Source organism: Brevundimonas sp. 2YAF1 (genome assembly GCF_052114745.1).
Classification (GTDB): Bacteria; Pseudomonadota; Alphaproteobacteria; order Caulobacterales; family Caulobacteraceae; genus Brevundimonas.
In genome coordinates this window covers 317400-335710 of the sequence record NZ_JBFRFI010000002.1, presented here as the reverse complement: position 1 = coordinate 335710, position 18311 = coordinate 317400, and the positions used below count along the sequence as shown (strand labels likewise).

The window sequence follows — 18311 nt, the reverse complement described above, 5'->3', positions numbered from 1 at the left end:
ATGAAGGGGATCATCCTGGCGGGGGGCACGGGCTCGCGGCTGCATCCGATGACCGTCGCGGTCTCGAAGCAACTGATGCCGGTCTATGACAAGCCGCTGATCTATTATCCGCTGACGACGCTGATGCTGGCGGGGGTGCGCGACATCCTGGTGATTGTCACGCCGCACGACCGGCCCGCGTTCGAGACCCTGCTGGGCGACGGCGGCCAGTGGGGCGTCTCGATCGCCTACGCCGAGCAGCCGCGCCCCGAGGGGTTGGCTCAGGCCTATGTCATCGGGGCCGATTTCGTGGCGGGCGGGCCGTCGGCGCTGATTCTGGGCGACAACATCTTCTACGGCCACGGAGCGACCGACCTGTTCGGCGCCGCCTTCGCCCGGCCATCGGGCGCGACCGTCTTCGCCTATCACGTCAATGATCCGGGTCGTTACGGCGTGGTCGAGTTCGACGCCGAGGGCCGGGCGCGCTCCCTCGAAGAGAAGCCGGCTCATCCGCGCTCGAACTGGGCGGTCACGGGCCTCTATGTCTATGACGCGCAGGTGGTCGACATCGCGGCCAACCTGACGCCCTCGGCGCGCGGCGAGTTGGAGATCACCGACGTCAACCGCGCCTATCTGGAGCGCGGCCAGCTGTCGGTCGAGCGCATGGGCCGGGGCTACGCCTGGCTGGACACCGGCACGCCCGACAGCCTGATCGACGCGGCCCAGTTCGTGCGCACCCTGGAGCAGCGCCAGGGCGTCAAGATCGCCTGCCCCGAAGAGATCGCCTGGCGCATGGGCTTCATCGACGCCGCGCAGTTGGAGCGGCTGGCGGCGGCGATGGGGGGCAATGACTACGGCCGCTATCTGCGCGGCCTGACGCAGGACGGCCGCTAGGCGACCGCCCGCTCAGGACTTCGAGGCCTCAGGGCCGTTCCAGCGGCGGCACGGCCAGACGCGCCAGCTCTTCTTCCGTCGGCAGCATCTCGGCCGAGCGCGCCAGCACGAACCAGCTCAGGCCGCCGCCGTGCGGCCAGGGGCAGAACCGCACCGCCAGCCCGGCCTCCGCCGCCAGCCGTTCGACGCGCGCGCGGGCGAAGGGCACGCATTCCGGATAGACCCAGCCGCAGTTCTCGGGCGCCAGTTCGGCCGTCTCCTCGCCGATCAGCCAGTTGGCGACCAGCAGCCCGGTCTCGCTCAGCGAGCCGGCGAAGGATTTCAGCGCCGTCGCCGTCGCCTCCTCGCCGGTGTGCGAGAAGATGGACTGGGCGATGATAAAGTCGAAGGTCTCGCCGAAGACGTCCGTGCGATAGTCGGCGTTGTGGTCGAAGCGCGGCCGCTTGATCCCCTGGATGTCGCCGCCGATCTCGCGCGCCAGGCCGTCGGCGATCAGCCAGGCCTCGGGCTCGATGCCGAAGTATTTGCCCTCGGCCAGGTAGGGAATAGCCATCCGCCCCAGTCGCAGCGAGCCGCAGCCGAAGTCCAGCAGCCGATGGTGCTCGCGCAACCCCAGCATGAACAGCAGCGAGAACTGCGACCCGCCGAGCAGGTCATAGCGATAGGCCGGCCCGACGAAGCTGCGATAGTGGCCCGCGCCCGCCGCCAGTTCCAGGGCTTGCTCATTGCTGAAGTCGCGCACGTTCATCGGTTTTCCATCCCCGGCGGGGCCGCTGCTATTTTCAACCGCTGCCTTAGCGGGTAACGGCTAGGATGCAAACGCGCTTCGGGGATACTCAAATGGACTGGACTTCCGGCTACGTAGCCGATGTCGCCTATACGGCCGGCTATTTCAACGAGCTGAATCCGGCGCGCCTGCCGCTGGCCTTGCTGAACGCCGGCTATGCGCCGCCGAAGATCGAGAACGCCTGCGAGCTGGGCTTTGGCCAGGGCGTCTCCATCGCCATGCACGCCGCCGCGCAACCGGGCGTCAACTGGTTCGGCGATGACTTCAATCCCAGCCACGCCGCCGCGGCCAACTGGATGGCCGACGCCGCCGGCGCCAAGGCGGTCCTGACGGACGAGAGCTTTGCGGAGTTCTGCAACCGCGACGACCTGCCCGACTTCGATTTCATCGGGCTGCACGGCATCTGGAGCTGGATCTCGGAAGAGAACCGCGCCCTGATCGTCGACTTCCTGCGACGCAAGCTGCGCGTGGGCGGCGTCGCCTACATCAGCTACAATGTCCTGCCCGGTTGGGCGGCCGCCATGCCGCTGCGCGACCTGATGGCCCGCCATGGCCAGATCATGGGGTCGAACGGTCAATCCAGCCTGACCAAGCTTGAGGCTGCCATGGGCTTCGCCGACCAGTTCTTCGCTCTGAACCCTGTCTACATGCGCGCCAACGCCGGGATGATGGAGCGGTTCGAGGCGTTGAAAGGCATGCAAAAGGCCTATCTGGCGCACGAATATCTGAACCGCGACTGGAAGCCGATGTACTTCACGGAGATCGCGGCTCAGTTGCATGAGGCCAAGCTCGATTTCGCCTGTACGGCCGGCCTGTCCGACGCCGTCGAGGAGGCGCACCTCACGGCGGAGCAGCGCGAATTCCTGGCCGGTATTGAGAACGAAGATTTCCGCGAGATGGCCCGCGACTACCTTTGCAATACGCAGTTCCGTCGCGATTACTGGATCAAGGGTTCGCGAACCATGAGCCAGGCGGAGCGGTTCGAGGCCATCCGCGCCACCCGCGTCATCCTGTCGGTCCCGCGCGAGGGCGTGCCCAAGGCGATTTCCACCACGCTGGGCCAGGTCTCCCTCCAGGAGGCGATCTATGATCCCTTCCTCGACGTCCTGGCGGACCACAAGCCGCACACGATCGGCGAGATCGAGCAGGCGCTGGCCTTGAAGGGCATCGCCCTGGTTCAGGTTCTCCAGGCGGTCATGCTGCTGGGCGGGATCAACTCGATCAACTTCCCTCAACCCGACAAGGCGATCGCCGCTGCACGTCCTGCGGCGCGCAAGTTGAACGCGGCGTTGATCGAACAGTCGCGCTCCGGCGAGGCTATCGGCTACCTGGCTTCGCCTGTGACGGGGGGCGGCGTGCCGTTGGCGCGGTTCGAGCAGATTTTCCTGGCCTCCATCCGCGCCGGCCGGCGCACGCCCAAGGAATGGGCGGCGGACGCGTGGGCGCTTGTGAATAGTCAAGGTCAGAAGCTTCTCAGAGATGGCGCGCCGATCCAGAGCGACGCGGATAATCTGGCGGAACTGGAGTCCGTGGCCGCCAGGTTTGCGGACACCCTGCCGATGCTTCGCGGTCTTGAGATAGTGGAGGTATCGGCGCCACAGTCGGGGCAAAAACGGGGCTAGGCTTTCCTGCTCAGCTTCACATCCCTGACACAATATCCGCTAAGCCCCGAATTTACTTCGTGTTAACTTGCCGAACATTCGCCCGGTTTAAACCACATGTCGGTTGACGGCCTTGTGAGGCGCGCGCTAGTAAGGCCTAGCCGAGGCATGGTCGCAGGAAGGAGATTCTTCCCCTTCTTGAGTCCTTCCTGCCACCATGGCGCCTTAAAACGATCAGATCTCAAATCCCCAGGGGGAGTTTATGAAGAAGCAATCCATCCTCAGCGCCGCAGCGCTGACTACGCTGGCCATCGCCGGTGCCGCCAACGCCAGCACGCTGACGGCCACGACGGTCACGGGTGCAAATGTCACTGCCGCCCGTACGATCGCCAGCGAAGTGAAGCTGGATGCGGCCGGTAACGCTGCCGGTGTTGTCGGTCTCGCCCTGACGCCGTCGACGGGCGCCATCCTGCCCTCGGGCAACGCTCTGCTGACCGTCGCCCTGACCGGCGGCGCTACCTTCGGCAAACAAGTCACCGCCGGCGCCATCGTCACCAACCTCAAGTGCGCTCCGACCACCACGGTTTCGACCGGCGGCGGCGCGGCCGCCAGCTCGGTGACCTTCCTCGTTTCCAGCCTGGCTGGCTGCGATGACGTGAACGCGATCCACATCGCTCTTCCGGTCGTTCTGAACGGCACCAGCAACGTCAACGTCACGACGAACCTGACCACCGAACTGGGCACCGCCATTGACGGCGGCACGGCGACCACCGCCACCAAGACGACTGATCTGATCTCGTTCGCCAAGGCGTTCGACGTCAAGTTCACTGCCGACACCACGGCGACCTCGGCTACGCTGAAGTCGGGCTTCAAGGCTCTGACGGGCGACGTTGCACTGGGCACCATCGACATCGCGACCGACGTCAACCTCTACGAGGGTATCGCCACGGCCACGAAGGTTGCCGCTAACGCTGCATCCAAGGCTGCGATCACCATCAAGGGCGATCTGGCTTCGGTGAACCTGTCGGTTACTGGTCCGGGCTTCTCGAAGGCAGCTGTGCTGTCGGGCACCACGGGCACGGCTACGGCCACCACGGATCTGACGCCGGTGACCGGCAGCTACCCCGTCACGGCTGTGCTGGCCAAGGGCACCCCGGTGATCAGCGGCTCGAACTACACCGCTTCGGTCGTCCTGACCCCGACTTCGACCTACAACGCGATCCCGGCCTTCGGCCCGGCCGCGCTGCAGCCGATCACGCGTGAAGGCACCTCCTACCTGATCCCGTGGGTCGCTTCGGACACCCTGGCCAAGACCTCGACCAGCAACACCGTCATCCGCATCGCCAACAAGAGCATCGCGGCTACCGGCGCTGTCTCGCTGGAACTGCTGACCAGCTCCAAGGGCATCCCCGCTAGCGCCACCCTGGTGCCGCTGGCTACCTCGATCCCCGCCGGCGGTGAACTGGTCCTGACCAGCGCCTCGCTGCAGACGACCCTGGGCGCCGACTTCGGCCGCGGCGACATCCGCATCACCGTCGAAGGCCTCGCCACCGACCTGATCACGCGTCGTTTCGTTCAGAGCACCGTCAACGGCGCCCTGTCGGAAGTCTCGCTGGGTCGTAACGACGTCGCGGGCAGCGGCTTCGGCTACGAGCCGACCAACTAAGACTTCGGTCTCAGTCGATCAAAGGAAGGGGAGGGCGAAAGCCCTCCCCTTTTCTTTTGCGCCACAGGGGGATCAGCGGCTATCACTTGGACCTGTTTCAGTCGGAGAGCCTCGTGGCCGTTTTCAAAGATCAGACCCTGACCGGTGATGTCGTTCTCGACGGCAACACCTTCCGCAATATCCAGTTCAAGGACGCCGTCCTGAACTACGATGGCGGTCAGCCGCCGCGCTTCGAGAACTGCGCCTTCGACACCTCCAGCTTCACCTTCCGCGAAGCTGCTGGAAACACCCTGCTGTTCCTCCGCGCCATGGCCCCCGAAAGCACCAACATGCGCTCGGTCGTCCTGGGCCTGATGCCCGAGATTCAGGGCTAAGGCTTTCGCCGCGCCCCTTTTGTCGCCGGAGCATCCCCGCGTGAACCCGTCCGCCGCCGCCCATCTCAGCCCCGCCCGGCGTCGTCTGGGCGAGGTTCTGGTCGAGCGCGGCCTGGTGCGCCCCGCCGACATCGCCAACGCCCTGTCGCTGCAGGCGCAGAACGGCGGCCTGATCGGGCTCAATCTGGTGCGCCTCGGGGCCCTGTCGGAAGCCCAGCTTCTCGACGTCCTGTCCGAACTGCTGAACCTGCCGGTGCTCGCGCCCGAGGACGGCCCGGCGCCGGCGCGAATCTCCGCCTTCCTCGACGAAATCCGCTCGCCCCTGGGCTGGTGGGCCGAACGCGAGGCCGTGGCCTGGCGCGAGGACGCGTCGGAAGGCGAAGAAGGCGGCGCTTCGCGCATCCTCTGCGCCGCCGTCCAGCCGATGGACCCCGCCCTGGGCGAGCGAATCGCCCAGGCGACGGCGGAACCCGTCGTCTTCCTGCTGGCGCAACGCTCGCTGATCGAGGCGCTGACGGAGGACATCAGCCGCGACCACGCCCCGACGCTCGACGCCGGGCTGGGCGGGGCCGGCGCCGACGCCGCCCGCCTGCGCGAACTGGCGCAGGAAGCGCCGACCATCGACTTCGTCAACGCCGTCTTCGCCGAAGCCCTGACGCGTCGCGCCTCGGACGTTCACGTCGAACCCTATGAGGACCGCTTCCTGGTCCGCATGCGGATCGACGGCGTCCTGACCACGGCCCGCAGCGCGCCGCGCTCCAACTTCGACGCCGTCTGCTCGCGCATCAAGCTGCTCAGCGGCATGGATATCGGCGAGCGCCGCCTGCCGCAGGACGGGCGTCAGTCGATCCGCGTCTCTGGCCAGGAGGTCGACCTGCGCGTCTCGTCCCTGCCGTGCTCTTGGGGCGAATCGATCGTCCTGCGTCTGCTGGGCAAGACCAGCCGTCTGCCGCAACTGTCCGAACTGGGCGTCAGCGCCGAACAGGAAGCCGGCTTCCTGCGGTTGGCTGAACACCCCAACGGCGTCTTCCTGATCACCGGCCCGACCGGCTCGGGCAAGACCACGACCATCTATCGCCTGCTGACCCATCTCAACGACGGCGAGCGCAAGATCATCACCGTCGAGGACCCGGTCGAACTGGACCTGCCCGGCGTGATCCAGGTGCGGGTGCGCGCCGAGATCGGCCTGACGTTCGCCGCCGGCCTGCGCTCCATCCTGCGTCAGGACCCCGACGTCATCATGATCGGCGAAATCCGCGACCCCGAGACGGCGCGAATCGCCGTCCAGGCCGCCCTGACCGGCCACATGGTCATCTCGACCGTCCACACCAACACCGCTCTGGCCGCCATTCCGCGCCTGCTCGACCTGGGCATCGAGGACTATCTGCTGGCCGACGTCATGCGCGGCGTGGCGGGCCAGCGGCTGATCAGGCGTCTGTGCGACGACTGCGCCCGGCCCTCGACCTCGGCCGAGGCCAAGATCCACGAGATGGCGATCCCCGCCCATCTGCGCGCCGTCGCCAAGCGCGAACCCGCCGCCTGGCGCGAGCCCGTCGGCTGCGCCAAGTGTGGCGGCAGCGGCTTCCGCGGCCGCGTCGGCGTCTATGAGCTGGCCCCCATGTCGCCGGCCCTGATCGCCGGCATGCGCGCCTCGGCTGACGAGGATCAACTGACCGCCGCCGCGCGCAGCGAGGGCTTCCTCAGCTTCGCCGACGACGGCTATCTGAAGGCCCGTCGCGGCGAGACGGCCCTGACCGAAGTCTATCGCATCGCCGGTGCCGAAGGAGCGTCCAGTGTCCCATAGCGGCTACTACGATCAGGAAGCCGTCAGCGCCGGCGTGCGCGACGGCCGTCACCGCGAGGTGATCGGCGGCCTGTGGGACGAGATCGGCGACCTGCAGATGCGGTTCCTGATCCGCCAGGGAATGCAGCCGCATCACCGCCTGCTCGACGTCGGCTGCGGCTCGCTGCGCCTCGGCGCGCGGGCGGTCGAATATCTTGAGGCCGACCGCTATTTCGGCTCGGACCTGAACGAATCCCTGATTCGCGCCGGCTATGAGCAGGAGCTGACCGAAGATCAGCGCGCCAAGGTTCCGTGGAGCCATTTCGGCGTCAACGACGACTTCGGCTTCGACTTCCTGAGCCAGCCGATGGATTTCGCCATCGCCCAGTCGGTCTTCACCCACCTGCCGCTGAACCACCTGCGCCGCTGCCTGCACAATCTGGCGCCGCACATGGCCTCGGGCGGGCGGTTCTTCGCCACCTATTTCGAGTGCCTGGACGGTCAGGACCTGTTCGCGCCGCTGGCCCAGCCGGGCGGCGGCGTCACGACCTACGACTACCAGGACCCCTACCACTACCGCCTGAGCGACCTGACCTGGACGGTCGATCCGTCGGTCTGGGCGTTCGAGCCGATCGGGGAGTGGGACCATCCGCGCGGACAGCGGATGGCCTGTTTCCGCCGGCTGTAGGATGACCGACCAACTGACATTCCGGTACGAAGCCGCTGGTCGCGACGGACGGATGGTCAAGGGCCTGATCGGCGCGGCCGACGAGGCCGTGGCCATGCGCCGTCTGGCCGCCGACGGATTGACCGTCGTGCGCATCAAGCCCGCCGCCGCCGCCAAGGCCGAGGGCCGCGAGCGGGGCCTGCGCACTGGCGAGCGGGTGTTGGTCTTGCGTCAGATGGCGCTGATGCTGGAAGCCGGCGTCTCCCTGCTGGAGGCGCTGGATACGGTCGCGCAAGGGATGCAGGCCCGCAAGGGCAAGCGCCAGTTCCAGGCCGCCATCGGCGCCCTGCGGCGCGGCGATTCGCTGGGCGACGCGTTGGAGGAGCACGTCCCCGGCTTCCCCGACTACGTCTACGCCATGGCCCGCGTGGGCGAGGCCTCGGGCCGCATCGCCGACGTGCTGAAGGAGGCCGCCGAGCAGATGGCCTATGAGGACCGGCTGCAGCGCGACTTCGCCAACGCCATGACCTATCCGGGCTTCCTCGGCTTCGCGGGCGTCGCCGCCATTGGCTTCATCTTCACCCAGGTGGTGCCGCGCTTCGCCACCATGATCGGCGACGACCGCGAGAACATCCCCGCCATGTCGCGCTGGGTGCTGGAGACCGGCGAGTTCGCCAACGCCAATCTGGGCGTGGTCGGCATCGGTGCGGCCCTTCTGGTCGCGGCCATCGTCTTCATCGTCTCGAACAAGGCGTTTCGCGAGCGGGCCTATACCGTCGCCCACGGTCTGCCTGTCGTCGGCGCGGTGATCCAGGCGCGCGAGGTCGCGTCCTGGGCGCGGCTGACGGCCTTTGCGCTGAACAACGGCGTGCCTCTGCTGTCGGCGGCGGCGCTGGCGCGGGCGGCGGTGCCAATCGGCCCCTTCCGCCAGGGACTCGACCTGCTGGACAGCGACCTGCGCGCCGGCATGACGCTGGACGCCTCGCTGGGCGCGCACACCAGGCTGGAGGCGATGGACCTCAGCCTGCTACGCGCGGGTCAAAAATCCGGGGCGATCGGCGTCATGTTCGGTTTTATGGCCGACAACTACGAGGCGCGGCTGCGCGACCGGATGAAGCGGATGACGGCCCTGCTGGAACCCATGGCCATCGGCATCATCTCCATCGTCGTCGGCTTCGTGGCCCTGTCGCTGGTTCTGGCCCTGTCCAGCGTTTACGAAGGCGTCGTCTGATGCGGATGGCCGCGCGGGGGCGCGACGGCTTCAGCCTGATCGAGGCCCTGGTGGCCCTGGCCATCGCCTCGATGACGCTGATGGCCATCTTCGAGCTGCAGATTCAGATGACGCGCAGTCAGCAGCGCGCGGCCCTGGCCATCGAACAGGTGGCGGCGCAGGAGAACGCCCTGGCCCTGACCCGCAACCTTAATCCGATGGCGCAACCGCAAGGGCGGATCGAAGTGCCGGGCGGCGATGTCGTGGTCTGGTCGGCCGAGCCCAAGAGCGAACGCCGCAGCAATGCGGGCTTCCCGGCGGGCGACGGCGCCTTCGAAGTGCAACTGTTTCAGGTCACGGTCGGCGTCGAGCGGGCGCAGGGGCGGCCCCCGGCGCCCCTGGTGTTCGACCGCCTGGGTTGGCGACGGCTGCAGTCAGAAGGCTGAAGCCTTAGTCGGCCGCAGGCTCGACGGGCGGCGGCGTAACCGTGACGGTGGATGCGACGGCGGGTGCAGGTGCTGCGGCGACCGGCGCCTCCGCGGCGCGACGATCCGACGGGCGATTCGGCGCCGGCAGGTCGAAGCCGATCCCGCGCACCCCAAAGCCGACATTGAAGGGCGTCAGCGTATAGGACCAGCCGCGGCCGGTGCGGAAGGCGGCGTTCATGTCGCTGGCGTAGCGGTCCGCATAGTCGGCCATGTCCTCATCGCCGCGCAGCACGTGCGGCGTGATCAGGATCAGCAGTTCGGTGCGGTTTCCCGTCACGGAATTGCTCTGGAAGGCCGAACCGATGAGCGGAATATCCTTGAAGAAGGGGATGCCGTCGTTGACCTTGGAGTAGTTGTTGCTGATCAGGCCGCCCAGAACCCCGGTCCAGCCGTCGGTGATGGCGATCTGGGTGGTCAGGCTGCGGTTCAGGATCGGCGGGCTGGCGATGGCGCTGTTGGTCGACTTGCCGACCTCCGAGATTTCCTGGCTGATGGTGATGTCGACCCGATCGCCATAGACCACGGGCTGCAGGTCCAGGATCACGCCGGTCTGGCGGTACTGGACGCTTTGCAGGATGTCGCTGTCGCCGCCGACCTGGATGTTGGTGGCGCGCTGCGAGGTGATGATCGGCACGTCGGTGCCGACCTGGAAGCGCGCTGTGCCTCCGCTGCGGGCGACCAGTTGCGGGCGCTGCAGGATGTTGACGCGGTTGTTCGAGGCCTGGGCGTTCAGCCGGGCGCGGAACTCCGGCCCGATGAAGCTCATCAACAGGCCGCCCCCGCCGAGTTCGATGCCCTCGGTGCCGCCGCTCAGCACGCCGTCGCCGCGCACATCCCTTCCGAACAACTGGACGCCTAGGCTGGTGTTGTCGCTCAGGGTGACCTCGGCGATCATGACCTCGATCACCACCTGGGGCGCCGGGGTGTCCAGCGTCGTCAGCAGGCCGCGCAACTGGGCGAACTCGCTCGCCGTGCCGGTGAAGATGATGCGGTTGCCGATAGGGTCGGTCAGCACCCGCCCGTTCATGTACTGCCCGCCCGGGCCGCCGGCGCCCTGCTGGGCGTTCGCGCCTTGACCGGCGATGGAGCCGTTCATCGGGGCGGGCGGCGTGCCGGGAACGCCGACCGGGGCGCGAGGCTGGGCCACCGTCGGCGCCTGGCCCATGGCCAACTGACCGAGAGAGGCGGCGTCGGTGTTCTTGACCTGGTAGACGAAGGTCGAGGCCTTGTCGCCGAGAGCGGCCGGCTGGTCCATGGTTTCGGCCCAGTAGCGGGCGCGGCCCAGGACCTCGGGATCGCGACCGAAGATCAGAATCTGGTTGGCGGTCGGGAAGGACAGGATGACCAGGGCGCGGCCCGCCGGGGCCTGACGCGACACGACATAGCCCTCGGTCGTCAGCACCTGCTCCAGGGCGCCAGCCAGGGCGTCGGTGGCCCAGAAGGAGGGCTCGATGCGCAGCACCTCGGCGCCGGCGAAGCGGGGCTGATCGATCTCGCGCAGGGCGCGGACCACCTGGGCCACTTCCCGGCCGGAGCCGGAGATGATCAGGCTGTTGTTCAACTGGTCGGGCGTGATCCGGGCACCGGCCAGATTGGGATAGAGGTCCTGCAGCAGGCTCTGTAGCGCGTTCACCTCGATGGTCTGGACGGTATAGAACTGCACCACCCGCCCCGCCGTGGATGAGGGGGCGCGGCTGCGGTTGACCTCTAGGGCCGTGCCGCCTTGCGGCGTGGCGCCGACGGTGACGAAGCCGCCATCGACATAGACCTCGACGCCGTACTGCTTCAGCGCCTGCTGGGTCAGGCTGAACAGGGCGCGCTTGCTGATCGGGCCGCCGCTGCCGCCGGCGATGACCTCGCTGCGGGCGGCGACGTCGGGGGCTAGGGTGAACGGCACCTTGAGCACGCCGCCGAAGACGGTGGCGGCGAACTGCGGGATCGACTGGGGCGACAGATTGGCGTCCACCGTCTCGTCCGAGACTAGGGCCGCGATCTGCTCGGGCGTGGCGGGCAGGCGGGTGGGCCCCGCCGGGGCGACCGGGCCGGGAATGGCCAGGGTGCCTGTCTGGGCGCGCGAGCCGCGGTCCACGGCGACGCCGCTGCCGATCAATCCGTCCTGCGACGCGCCTTCGACCCGCGTATCGGGCCGCGACACCATCGTATTCATCTCGGGGAAGGCGGCGCAGCCCGCCAGGATGACCATGGGCGCCAGACAGACGGCGGCGCGCAGGCCCGCACGACGCAGGGCGGTCGCAGCAGGGCGCCGGAAGGCGGAGGGACCCGCGGTCAGGTTCGTCATGCCATTCTCCTCGATACTCAACCGAACACCCGGACGACGCGCGTCTCGCGTCCCTTGGCCAGGGTCACGGCTTCCGCCGAAATGTTTTTGATGCGCCAGCCCTCGCCGAAGCGCCCGCCCTCATTGAGGGTCGAGACGCCGCCCGAGGCGTCGCTGATCAGGACGCGCTGACGGCCCGTGGTCGGGTCGCGCTCGACGCCGCGCAGCGCCGCACGGAAGGTCGCGGCCACGTCGGGCGGCGGCGGGGGGGGCGGAGGCGGCGGCGGGGGGGGGGGCGGGGGCGGAGGCGGGGGGTCGGACCGCAGCGTCTTCAGGAAGGCCACAGCGCCCACGGCGCTCTCGCCGGGACGCAACGCCGCCCCAGAGTGCGCCGACTGGCCGCGCACCACGGCGGGCGGCTCCTCCGGACGGCCAGGATAGGCGGCGCCGGTCAGGAAGGCCAGCGCCAGGACCAGCGGCGGGGCCAGCCACAGCAACCGCTTCATGACGCCGCTCCCGCACTGGAAATCCGCACAGGGAAGGCCAGGCCGATACGCAGCTTGCCGCTGGGCGGGGGCGCGTCGGCGCCGATCAGCAGCGGGTTGGGCGGGGTGATCTCATAGCGGAAGGCTGTCACGCGGAAGCCCTCGGGCCATTCGCCGAGCGTGTCGAGGAAGGCGAAGGCGGGGCCCCAGCGCAGGTCCGCCTGAACCTCGGCTTCCAGCCATTGGGTCGGACCGATGGCCTCGACCTTGGCGTTGGTGGTGATGCGCGGATTGGGCAGGCCGGTCGCGGTGGCGGCTTCCAGCAGCCTCTGTTCGATCAGGACCTGGGCCACGGCGGTGTTGCTCGCCTCGAAGCCCCAGCCGTTCATGTCCTCCAGCGCCAGACGGTCGGCGGCGCCGGCGGCGATGCGGCGCGCGGCGTTGGCGGTCAGTCGGGCGGTCGATTGTTCGGTCAGGGCGTCGATGTAGCGGTCGGCCTGGGTGGTGCGCCATTCCAGCGCGGCGACAGGGGCATAGACGGCGGCGCCCAGAACCAGTCCGCCCAGCAGGACGCGCTCGCGCATCGTGGTGCGGCGCAGCCGGTCCTTCAGCGTCTCGATCGACGCGCGCGTCGAAGCGACCATGTCAGCGAAGAAGCCCTGCAAGACGCGTCCCGTTTCAGTGTTGCGGCGCACGGGTCTGCATTTCGCATCGACCCCCCATGAGCCCTGAGCTATAGCAACCGTTAAAAGCCCATAACAGCTTAGAAATCCAAGGCGATCGTTTGATGCACCGCGACCGTTCCCGTCTCCGTCACTGTTTTTCGCTGATCGTGGCCTCGTCGCATCAGCGCGGCCGTCAATCTCGTGAAGGCTACAGCCTGCTCGAGATCCTCGTCGTCCTGTCGATCATCGCCCTGATCGCGGCGGTCGTGGGGCCGCGTCTGTTCGCGCAACTGGACAAGTCCAAGACCCAGACCGCCCGCCTGCAGATCCGCTCGCTGGAAGCCGCGCTGGAGACCATGCGTCTAGACATCGGCCGCCTGCCGACCGAGCAGGAAGGCTTGGGGCTGCTGATGCAGGCCAACGCCGAACAGGTGCCCGGCTGGTCGGGCCCCTATCTGGACAAGGCCCTGCCGTCCGATCCCTGGGCGCGCCCCTACATCTATGTCGCCCCTGCCGCGCCGGCCTCAAGCGACGTCGCTCCCGACAACCGCGCGCGCGTCATCAGCTATGGCGCCGACGGCGCCGAAGGCGGCCAGGGCGTCAACGCCGATGTCAGTTCCGATCAGGCCCGCTGATCCCATGCCGCCCCCGCCTTCCAGGGGCGGCTACACCCTGATCGAAGTGCTGGTGGTGCTGGCGATCTTCGCCCTGAGCACCGCCATCATCATGCCGTCCACGGCCCGGATGCTGGACCAGACCACGTCGCACGCGGTCTTCTTCGAGTTCCAGCGCCAGGTTTCCGATCTTCGGCGCGAGGCGAACCGCACGGGTGAGCCGCTGCGGATCGTCGATCCCTCCATGCCGAAAACCGAGGACGATCGGCTGCTCGAGTTGCGCGCGCCGTGGCGCTACACGCTCGCGCCCGCGCTGGACATCGCCGAGGGCGGCGGTTGTTCGACCGTCAGCGCCAATCTGATCAATCAGGATCGGGTGGTCATGACCCTCCGCACTGACGACGGCACCTGCCGGTTCATCCGGTTGCAGGCCGCTCGGGTCAAGAAGCGCGCCGCCTCTTAGGGCTCAGGGTTCCGGGGTTAGCGGCGGCGCCGCCTCGCGCACCTTCATTTCCAGCGTCAGGGTCTGGGCGGTGCCGTCGGTGCGCGGCTGGACGTCGTGGAAATAGCCCGAGCTCTCCAGGTCGTCGACTAGGGCCGCGACCTTGCCGAGGGCGGCGTAGGGCAGGGCGAAGCTGAGCGTCTCAGCCTCGGCGTTCAGCGACGTGGGCGTCAGCTCGTGAAAGGCCAGGATGCCGATGGCGGCGCCGGCGGCGCTCAGCGGACTGGTCTGCGCCTCGATGCGGCGATAGGCGATCAGCTTCTTCTGGCTGGCGTCCAGATTGCGCACGGCGGCGGCGCGCGGCGTGGCGGCGCGGATTTCGGCCGTCTTGACCTCGACCTGATCCGTGTCATTGGACAGTTGATAGCCCTGGCCGAACAGGAAGGCGCCGAAGGACAGCGAGGCGAAGGCCGCGCCGCCGCCGACCACCAGGGCCAGCTGCTCGCGCGTCAGCTCGACCGGGGCCAGGGCGAAGGCATCGCGGTTGTCGAAGGCGATGGGCAGGTCGGCCGGAGCGGGCGGGTTTTCCGGCGCGGTCTCGGCGGCGCGCTGCAGCCGCACGAAGGCCGACCAGGCGGCGACGTCATAGCGCTCGCGGCGCCAGGCCGAGGCGACCAGGGCCTTGCCGCGCCACAGCTGGGCCTCGTAGCCGAGCTTGAGGCGGACGATGCGCCAGCCCTCGCCGCGCGGCTGGGCCAGGGTCTCGGGACTGATCAGAGGGCGGGCGGTCACGGCGCGGGACGCCAGCAGGGTGTCGACGCGGTCGGCGTCCCACCACCAGACGCCGAAGTCGTCGCCGGCCTTGCTTAACGCTGAGCCCGATCGGACATAGGGCGCCGCCACGCGGGCATGCAGGGTGGCGGCCTGACGCCGACGGCCGCGCGGTAGGGCGGCGGTCTGGAACAGGCCAAAGGCGCACAGATCGCGGGCCAGCAGCAGCACCGGCCGACGCAGCACTCGGCCCAGGGCGCCGCCGGGGTGGACGACGTCTATGGCGCCATCGGCGTTAAGCCGCTCAACGCGGGGCGTAAGGAAGTCGAGTTGCATTGGATGTGTCGGCCACGGCCCGGCGAGGGGCCTCTGTAAGTTCAGTCTGATCGATCCAGAGCGGTTGCTCAAGGCCGGAGGGCGTCAGCGCCAGCCGCGCCCGGTATGTCCAGGCCGAACGGGTGTCGCGAATGGTGAAGACCGTCGCGCCGGACGGATAGGTGTAGATACGCTCGAAATCGTCGCCGAACGGCATTCCCGTCACATTGGCGATGTCGGCGAGAGAGGTCAAAGGCGCCTGCTCGCGCGCCCGGATCAGGGCCTGGGCCTGGGCCTCGCTCATGCCGAACAGGATGGCGAGCACGGCTGGGCTGGCGGTGTTGACGTTGATCGATGCGGACATGGGATCGGCCGCCAGATCGTCGCGCAGTGCGCGCCAGCGGCGCTTGTCGACGGCCTCGCGGGCGCCGAGGATCGACAGCCATTCGGCCGGACGCATCAGACGACGATTGGCTGGCCCTCCGTCGGGGTAGTCGCGACGCTCGGCCCCGTTCGGCTGTTTCAGGTCGTCGGTGTCGACGTAGTCCTGATAGCGGGCAATCATCTCCTGGCGCAGGTCGGCGTTCACGCCGATCCGCTCCATCAGGCGCTCATAGGGCTGGCCGTACAGCATGGCCATGTTGATCATGCCCGCCTGGTCGCGCATCCGCACCACCAGAGGCCCGTCCACGTCCATCAGATAGGCGCGGCCGTCGAGCCGGACCGGCTCGACGGCCGCGCCCGACAGATTGGCCGGGGCATCGGTCTGGGCCAGGTCCATGAAACCGCGCGCGTCGTTAACCCCGAACCCGTAGGCCCGCATCGGCTCGGTCGCCGCCATGTAGGACAGGGTCGCCTCGGCGGTCAGGGCACGTTGCAGGAAACGCACCCGCACCCGCGCCGACGCCGCCTCGGCCGTCAGACTGGCCAGCGCCGTTATCGCCACCAGGAAGATCAGCGTCACCACGCCCGTGACCGCCAGGACGGCCGGCAGGGCGAAGCCGTCGCGGCGCATGACCTCAGAACTCCGCACTGGGCCGCATCCACAGGGCGGGCTGGCCGGAATAGACCAGGTCCACGATGTCCATCTTCGGCCCGCCGTTCAGGCGCACCCACAGGCTCTGGCTGCGGAAATTCTCCATGCTGACCGGCGCGCCGCGCGGCGTCTCGAATGAGGGGGTCCAGGTCGCGCCGTCGGGCGAATAGGAGAAGGCGGCGGGTGCGCCGCGCGGCAGGGTCAAGATCGGCGTCTTACGCGGTCCCGCTTGGCACATCAGCACCCGTTCCGCGCCCTGGGTCTCGATGGTCAGGGTGAGGCGTCCGGCCCAGCCCTGGGGCGCGCAGCCGGTGGCCCGCTCCATCACCGCGTCGGCCTCCAGCCGCTCCGGACCGGCGACGATGGGCAGGTCGACGCCTTCGACGATGGTGGCGGGCGGGCGCAGGCTGAGGCTGCGGATGATGCTGCGCAGGTCGCTGATCGCCACGTCGGCGTCGGCCACCGACATGGCGCGCCGGCCCAGCGAAAAGCCGGTGTCGCCGGCCTTGATCCCGATTGAGAAGATGACGGCCAGCGCCATGCCGCCGATCGCCAGGACGACCAGGGCTTCGATCAGGGAAAAGCCGGCGCGGCTGGCGGTCTGCATTATGGAGCCTTGATAGGGCTTCCCGCGCCGCCTGCCAATCGGTCCAGATTACGCCTCAGCTTGGCGCTGACGGCCCCGGCTGTTATGCAGATCGTGAAACTTTGGGGGGGATGATGCGCGGCGTCGCCTCGGTGCTGATTGCAGGAGGATTGGGGTGCGCCGTCTGGGCGGGCCTGACCAATCACGTCCCCTTCGCCCAGGCCGAAGCCGGCGCGGTCAAGCCGATCCCCGCCTATGCCCCCGCCGTCGCCGAAGCGCCGGTCGAAAGCGACCATGATCGTCGCACGCGTCTGAACGCCCGCCTGCAGACCATGGTCAAGGAGGGCAGGGGCGTTCGTCTGACCGACGCTCCGCCCGCGCCGCGTCGTGGCCCCGGCGTCCGTCGCCCGTCGCGGGCCGAGCCAGCCTCGACCTTCGCCCCGCCCGCCTATGCGTCTGCCGCCTCGGGGCCTCGCCGCGTCGGCTATACGTCGCCCTATCTGGATCTGAAGACGCCGCCCCGCGTGCCGGACAATGATCTCGAATGCCTGACCCAGGCCATCTATTACGAGGCGCGCAACGAGAGCGAAGAAGGTCAGGCGGCGGTCGCCGAGGTGGTGCTGAACCGCTCGCGTCACCGCGCCTATCCCAAGCGGGTCTGCGAGGTCGTCTATCAGCGCAACAGCCGGACCTGCCAGTTCACCTTCACCTGCGACGGCTCGATCGGGCGGCGCGCCGTCAATCCCGTGGCCTGGGCCCGCGCCGAGCGCATCGCCCGCGAGGTCTATGAAGGGCGGTCTTCCAGCCAGTTGCCCAAGAATTCGGTCAATTATCACGCCAACTACGTCCGCCCGTCGTGGGGACAGCAGCTGGCGCGGGTGCGCCAGATCGGGGCGCATATCTTCTATGGCGCGCCGTTGAACGGGGGATCGACGCCGGGCGGCTATGAGCGCGAACCGGCGCAGGCTCGCCTCCTGTTCGTGCGCAACGAGGCGCTGGATCGGGCCTATACGCTGATGACCGCCCAGGCGGCGTCGAACGACGCTCCGGCCGACCCGGCGGGATCGTGACGGGAGGCGTGATCCTGGTGCGGACGCCGCGCCACGGAGACGACAGGGGCTGGTTTTCCGAGACCTGGTCGCGCGGGCGTTTCCGCGCCGCCGGGATCGATTGCGACTTCGTTCAGGACAATCATTCGCGCTCCGAACCGGCGGGCGTGATCCGGGGGCTGCATTTCCAGCGCCCGCCCTACGCCCAGGCCAAGCTGGTGCGCTGCGTGCGCGGCGCCATTCTCGACATGGTGGTGGACCTGCGCGCCGGTTCGCCGACCTTCGGGATGCATCATGCAGTGGAACTGTCGGCGGAGACGGGCGACCAGCTGTTTGTGCCGCCCTGTTTCGCCCACGGCTTCGTCACCCTGCAGCCGGGGACCGAGGTGATCTACAAGGTCTCCGCTCCCTATGCGCCCGCGCATGAGGCGGGGCTGGCCTGGGACGACCCGGACCTGAAGATCGCCTGGCCCGTCGCGGCGGGTGACGCCGTCCTGGCCGATCGCGACCGTTGCTGGCCGCGCCTGCGCGATCTGGACACGCCCTTCACCGGTGAGACGCCGATGACCCTGTCGGTCGTGGACCTGGCCAAGTTTAGCGGCTAGCTCGGTCCGGTCGGCG

The 18311-nt window shown here is 68.5% G+C and carries 19 protein-coding genes; 12 read left to right on the top strand and 7 right to left on the bottom strand.

All coding sequences use genetic code 11. From position 1 onward, the window contains the following. Positions 1 to 873, top strand: coding sequence for a glucose-1-phosphate thymidylyltransferase RfbA (rfbA, locus tag AB4Y68_RS04275; RefSeq protein WP_441454270.1), 873 nt, complete (start codon positions 1 to 3; stop codon positions 871 to 873). A gap of 28 nt (positions 874 to 901) precedes the next feature. Here the strand turns inward: rfbA and AB4Y68_RS04270 are convergent, their stop codons facing one another. Further along, the gene (locus AB4Y68_RS04270) at positions 902 to 1621 is read right to left on the bottom strand and encodes an SAM-dependent methyltransferase (RefSeq protein WP_441454269.1); all 720 of its coding nucleotides are present in this window, start codon (positions 1619 to 1621) and stop codon (positions 902 to 904) included. A gap of 92 nt (positions 1622 to 1713) precedes the next feature. Here AB4Y68_RS04270 and AB4Y68_RS04265 point away from each other — a divergent pair, with 92 nt between their 5' ends. The 7 genes from AB4Y68_RS04265 to AB4Y68_RS04235 all read left to right on the top strand — a co-directional run bounded on the left by AB4Y68_RS04265 (position 1714) and on the right by AB4Y68_RS04235 (position 9407). After that, positions 1714 to 3282 carry a class I SAM-dependent methyltransferase gene (locus tag AB4Y68_RS04265; RefSeq protein ID WP_441454268.1) on the top strand — a complete coding sequence of 523 codons (1569 nt, stop codon included), beginning with the start codon at positions 1714 to 1716 and terminating at the stop codon, positions 3280 to 3282. A 241-nt stretch (positions 3283 to 3523) separates the two neighbouring features. Further along, complete coding sequence (locus AB4Y68_RS04260) at positions 3524 to 4927, top strand: hypothetical protein (RefSeq protein WP_441454267.1); 1404 nt, start codon at positions 3524 to 3526, stop codon at positions 4925 to 4927. Positions 4928 to 5040: 113 nt separating this feature from the next. Then, complete coding sequence (locus AB4Y68_RS04255; RefSeq protein ID WP_441454266.1) at positions 5041 to 5301, top strand: hypothetical protein; 261 nt, start codon at positions 5041 to 5043, stop codon at positions 5299 to 5301. A gap of 40 nt (positions 5302 to 5341) precedes the next feature. After that, positions 5342 to 7105: a GspE/PulE family protein gene (locus AB4Y68_RS04250; RefSeq protein ID WP_441454265.1), complete on the top strand. Its 1764-nt coding sequence runs from the start codon at positions 5342 to 5344 to the stop codon at positions 7103 to 7105. Further along, a complete protein-coding gene (locus AB4Y68_RS04245; protein ID WP_441454264.1) occupies positions 7095 to 7772 on the top strand; it encodes a class I SAM-dependent methyltransferase in 678 nt (225 codons plus the stop codon). Before AB4Y68_RS04250 ends, AB4Y68_RS04245 begins: the two co-directional genes overlap by 11 nt. Before the next feature lies 1 nt (position 7773). Further along, the gene (locus AB4Y68_RS04240; RefSeq protein ID WP_441454263.1) at positions 7774 to 8982 is read left to right on the top strand and encodes a type II secretion system F family protein; all 1209 of its coding nucleotides are present in this window, start codon (positions 7774 to 7776) and stop codon (positions 8980 to 8982) included. Further along, a complete protein-coding gene (locus tag AB4Y68_RS04235) occupies positions 8982 to 9407 on the top strand; it encodes a type IV pilus modification PilV family protein (RefSeq protein ID WP_441454262.1) in 426 nt (141 codons plus the stop codon). Before AB4Y68_RS04240 ends, AB4Y68_RS04235 begins: the two co-directional genes overlap by 1 nt. A 4-nt stretch (positions 9408 to 9411) precedes the next feature. Here AB4Y68_RS04235 and AB4Y68_RS04230 read toward each other — a convergent pair whose 3' ends face one another. The 3 genes from AB4Y68_RS04230 to AB4Y68_RS04220 are packed head-to-tail and all read right to left on the bottom strand — an operon-like array spanning position 9412 to position 12907. Then, a complete protein-coding gene (locus AB4Y68_RS04230) occupies positions 9412 to 11748 on the bottom strand; it encodes a secretin N-terminal domain-containing protein (RefSeq protein WP_441454261.1) in 2337 nt (778 codons plus the stop codon). A 17-nt stretch (positions 11749 to 11765) separates the two neighbouring features. Continuing rightward, a complete protein-coding gene (locus AB4Y68_RS04225) occupies positions 11766 to 12233 on the bottom strand; it encodes a hypothetical protein (RefSeq protein ID WP_441454260.1) in 468 nt (155 codons plus the stop codon). Further along, the gene (locus AB4Y68_RS04220) at positions 12230 to 12907 is read right to left on the bottom strand and encodes a hypothetical protein (RefSeq protein WP_441454259.1); all 678 of its coding nucleotides are present in this window, start codon (positions 12905 to 12907) and stop codon (positions 12230 to 12232) included. Before AB4Y68_RS04220 ends, AB4Y68_RS04225 begins: the two co-directional genes overlap by 4 nt. 137 nt (positions 12908 to 13044) lie before the next feature. Here AB4Y68_RS04220 and gspG point away from each other — a divergent pair, with 137 nt between their 5' ends. Together gspG and AB4Y68_RS04210 are read left to right on the top strand one after the other, a co-directional pair. Next, complete coding sequence (gene gspG, locus AB4Y68_RS04215) at positions 13045 to 13512, top strand: type II secretion system major pseudopilin GspG (RefSeq protein WP_441454258.1); 468 nt, start codon at positions 13045 to 13047, stop codon at positions 13510 to 13512. Next, positions 13487 to 13954 carry a pilus assembly FimT family protein gene (locus AB4Y68_RS04210; RefSeq protein WP_441454257.1) on the top strand — a complete coding sequence of 156 codons (468 nt, stop codon included), beginning with the start codon at positions 13487 to 13489 and terminating at the stop codon, positions 13952 to 13954. Before gspG ends, AB4Y68_RS04210 begins: the two co-directional genes overlap by 26 nt. Before the next feature lie 3 nt (positions 13955 to 13957). On the opposite strand, the gene AB4Y68_RS04205 is transcribed toward AB4Y68_RS04210, so the two are convergent. Genes AB4Y68_RS04205 through AB4Y68_RS04195 form a run of 3 tightly spaced genes read right to left on the bottom strand, consistent with a single transcriptional unit; the run spans position 13958 to position 16662 of the window. After that, positions 13958 to 15040, bottom strand: coding sequence for a hypothetical protein (locus tag AB4Y68_RS04205; protein WP_441454256.1), 1083 nt, complete (start codon positions 15038 to 15040; stop codon positions 13958 to 13960). Next, a complete protein-coding gene (locus tag AB4Y68_RS04200; protein WP_441454255.1) occupies positions 15009 to 16052 on the bottom strand; it encodes a general secretion pathway protein GspK in 1044 nt (347 codons plus the stop codon). The genes AB4Y68_RS04205 and AB4Y68_RS04200 overlap by 32 nt, the downstream gene beginning before the upstream one ends. Next, positions 16039 to 16662 carry a prepilin-type N-terminal cleavage/methylation domain-containing protein gene (locus tag AB4Y68_RS04195; protein WP_441454254.1) on the bottom strand — a complete coding sequence of 208 codons (624 nt, stop codon included), beginning with the start codon at positions 16660 to 16662 and terminating at the stop codon, positions 16039 to 16041. The genes AB4Y68_RS04200 and AB4Y68_RS04195 overlap by 14 nt, the downstream gene beginning before the upstream one ends. A gap of 113 nt (positions 16663 to 16775) precedes the next feature. On the opposite strand from AB4Y68_RS04195, the gene AB4Y68_RS04190 reads away from it, so the two are divergent. Together AB4Y68_RS04190 and rfbC are read left to right on the top strand one after the other, a co-directional pair. Further along, positions 16776 to 17711, top strand: a complete 936-nt coding sequence (locus AB4Y68_RS04190) for a cell wall hydrolase (protein WP_441454253.1) — start codon at positions 16776 to 16778, stop codon at positions 17709 to 17711. Next, positions 17708 to 18295 (top strand): dTDP-4-dehydrorhamnose 3,5-epimerase, encoded by a 588-nt coding sequence (rfbC, locus tag AB4Y68_RS04185; RefSeq protein ID WP_441454252.1) that lies wholly within the window; start codon positions 17708 to 17710, stop codon positions 18293 to 18295. The genes AB4Y68_RS04190 and rfbC overlap by 4 nt, the downstream gene beginning before the upstream one ends. Positions 18296 to 18311: the final 16 nt, after the last annotated feature.

Excerpts from the sequence above, each read along its gene's own strand:
- rfbA (WP_441454270.1), top strand. The coding sequence starts at position 1 with ATGAAGGGGATCATCCTGGCGGGGGGCACGGGCTCGCGGCTGCATCCG.
- AB4Y68_RS04270 (WP_441454269.1), bottom strand. The coding sequence starts at position 1,621 with ATGAACGTGCGCGACTTCAGCAATGAGCAAGCCCTGGAACTGGCGGCG.
- AB4Y68_RS04265 (WP_441454268.1), top strand. The coding sequence starts at position 1,714 with ATGGACTGGACTTCCGGCTACGTAGCCGATGTCGCCTATACGGCCGGC.
- AB4Y68_RS04260 (WP_441454267.1), top strand. The coding sequence starts at position 3,524 with ATGAAGAAGCAATCCATCCTCAGCGCCGCAGCGCTGACTACGCTGGCC.
- AB4Y68_RS04240 (WP_441454263.1), top strand. The coding sequence starts at position 7,774 with ATGACCGACCAACTGACATTCCGGTACGAAGCCGCTGGTCGCGACGGA.
- AB4Y68_RS04235 (WP_441454262.1), top strand. The coding sequence starts at position 8,982 with ATGCGGATGGCCGCGCGGGGGCGCGACGGCTTCAGCCTGATCGAGGCC.
- AB4Y68_RS04230 (WP_441454261.1), bottom strand. The coding sequence starts at position 11,748 with ATGACGAACCTGACCGCGGGTCCCTCCGCCTTCCGGCGCCCTGCTGCG.
- AB4Y68_RS04225 (WP_441454260.1), bottom strand. The coding sequence starts at position 12,233 with ATGAAGCGGTTGCTGTGGCTGGCCCCGCCGCTGGTCCTGGCGCTGGCC.
- AB4Y68_RS04210 (WP_441454257.1), top strand. The coding sequence starts at position 13,487 with ATGTCAGTTCCGATCAGGCCCGCTGATCCCATGCCGCCCCCGCCTTCC.
- AB4Y68_RS04205 (WP_441454256.1), bottom strand. The coding sequence starts at position 15,040 with ATGCAACTCGACTTCCTTACGCCCCGCGTTGAGCGGCTTAACGCCGAT.
- AB4Y68_RS04195 (WP_441454254.1), bottom strand. The coding sequence starts at position 16,662 with ATGCAGACCGCCAGCCGCGCCGGCTTTTCCCTGATCGAAGCCCTGGTC.
- AB4Y68_RS04190 (WP_441454253.1), top strand. The coding sequence starts at position 16,776 with ATGCGCGGCGTCGCCTCGGTGCTGATTGCAGGAGGATTGGGGTGCGCC.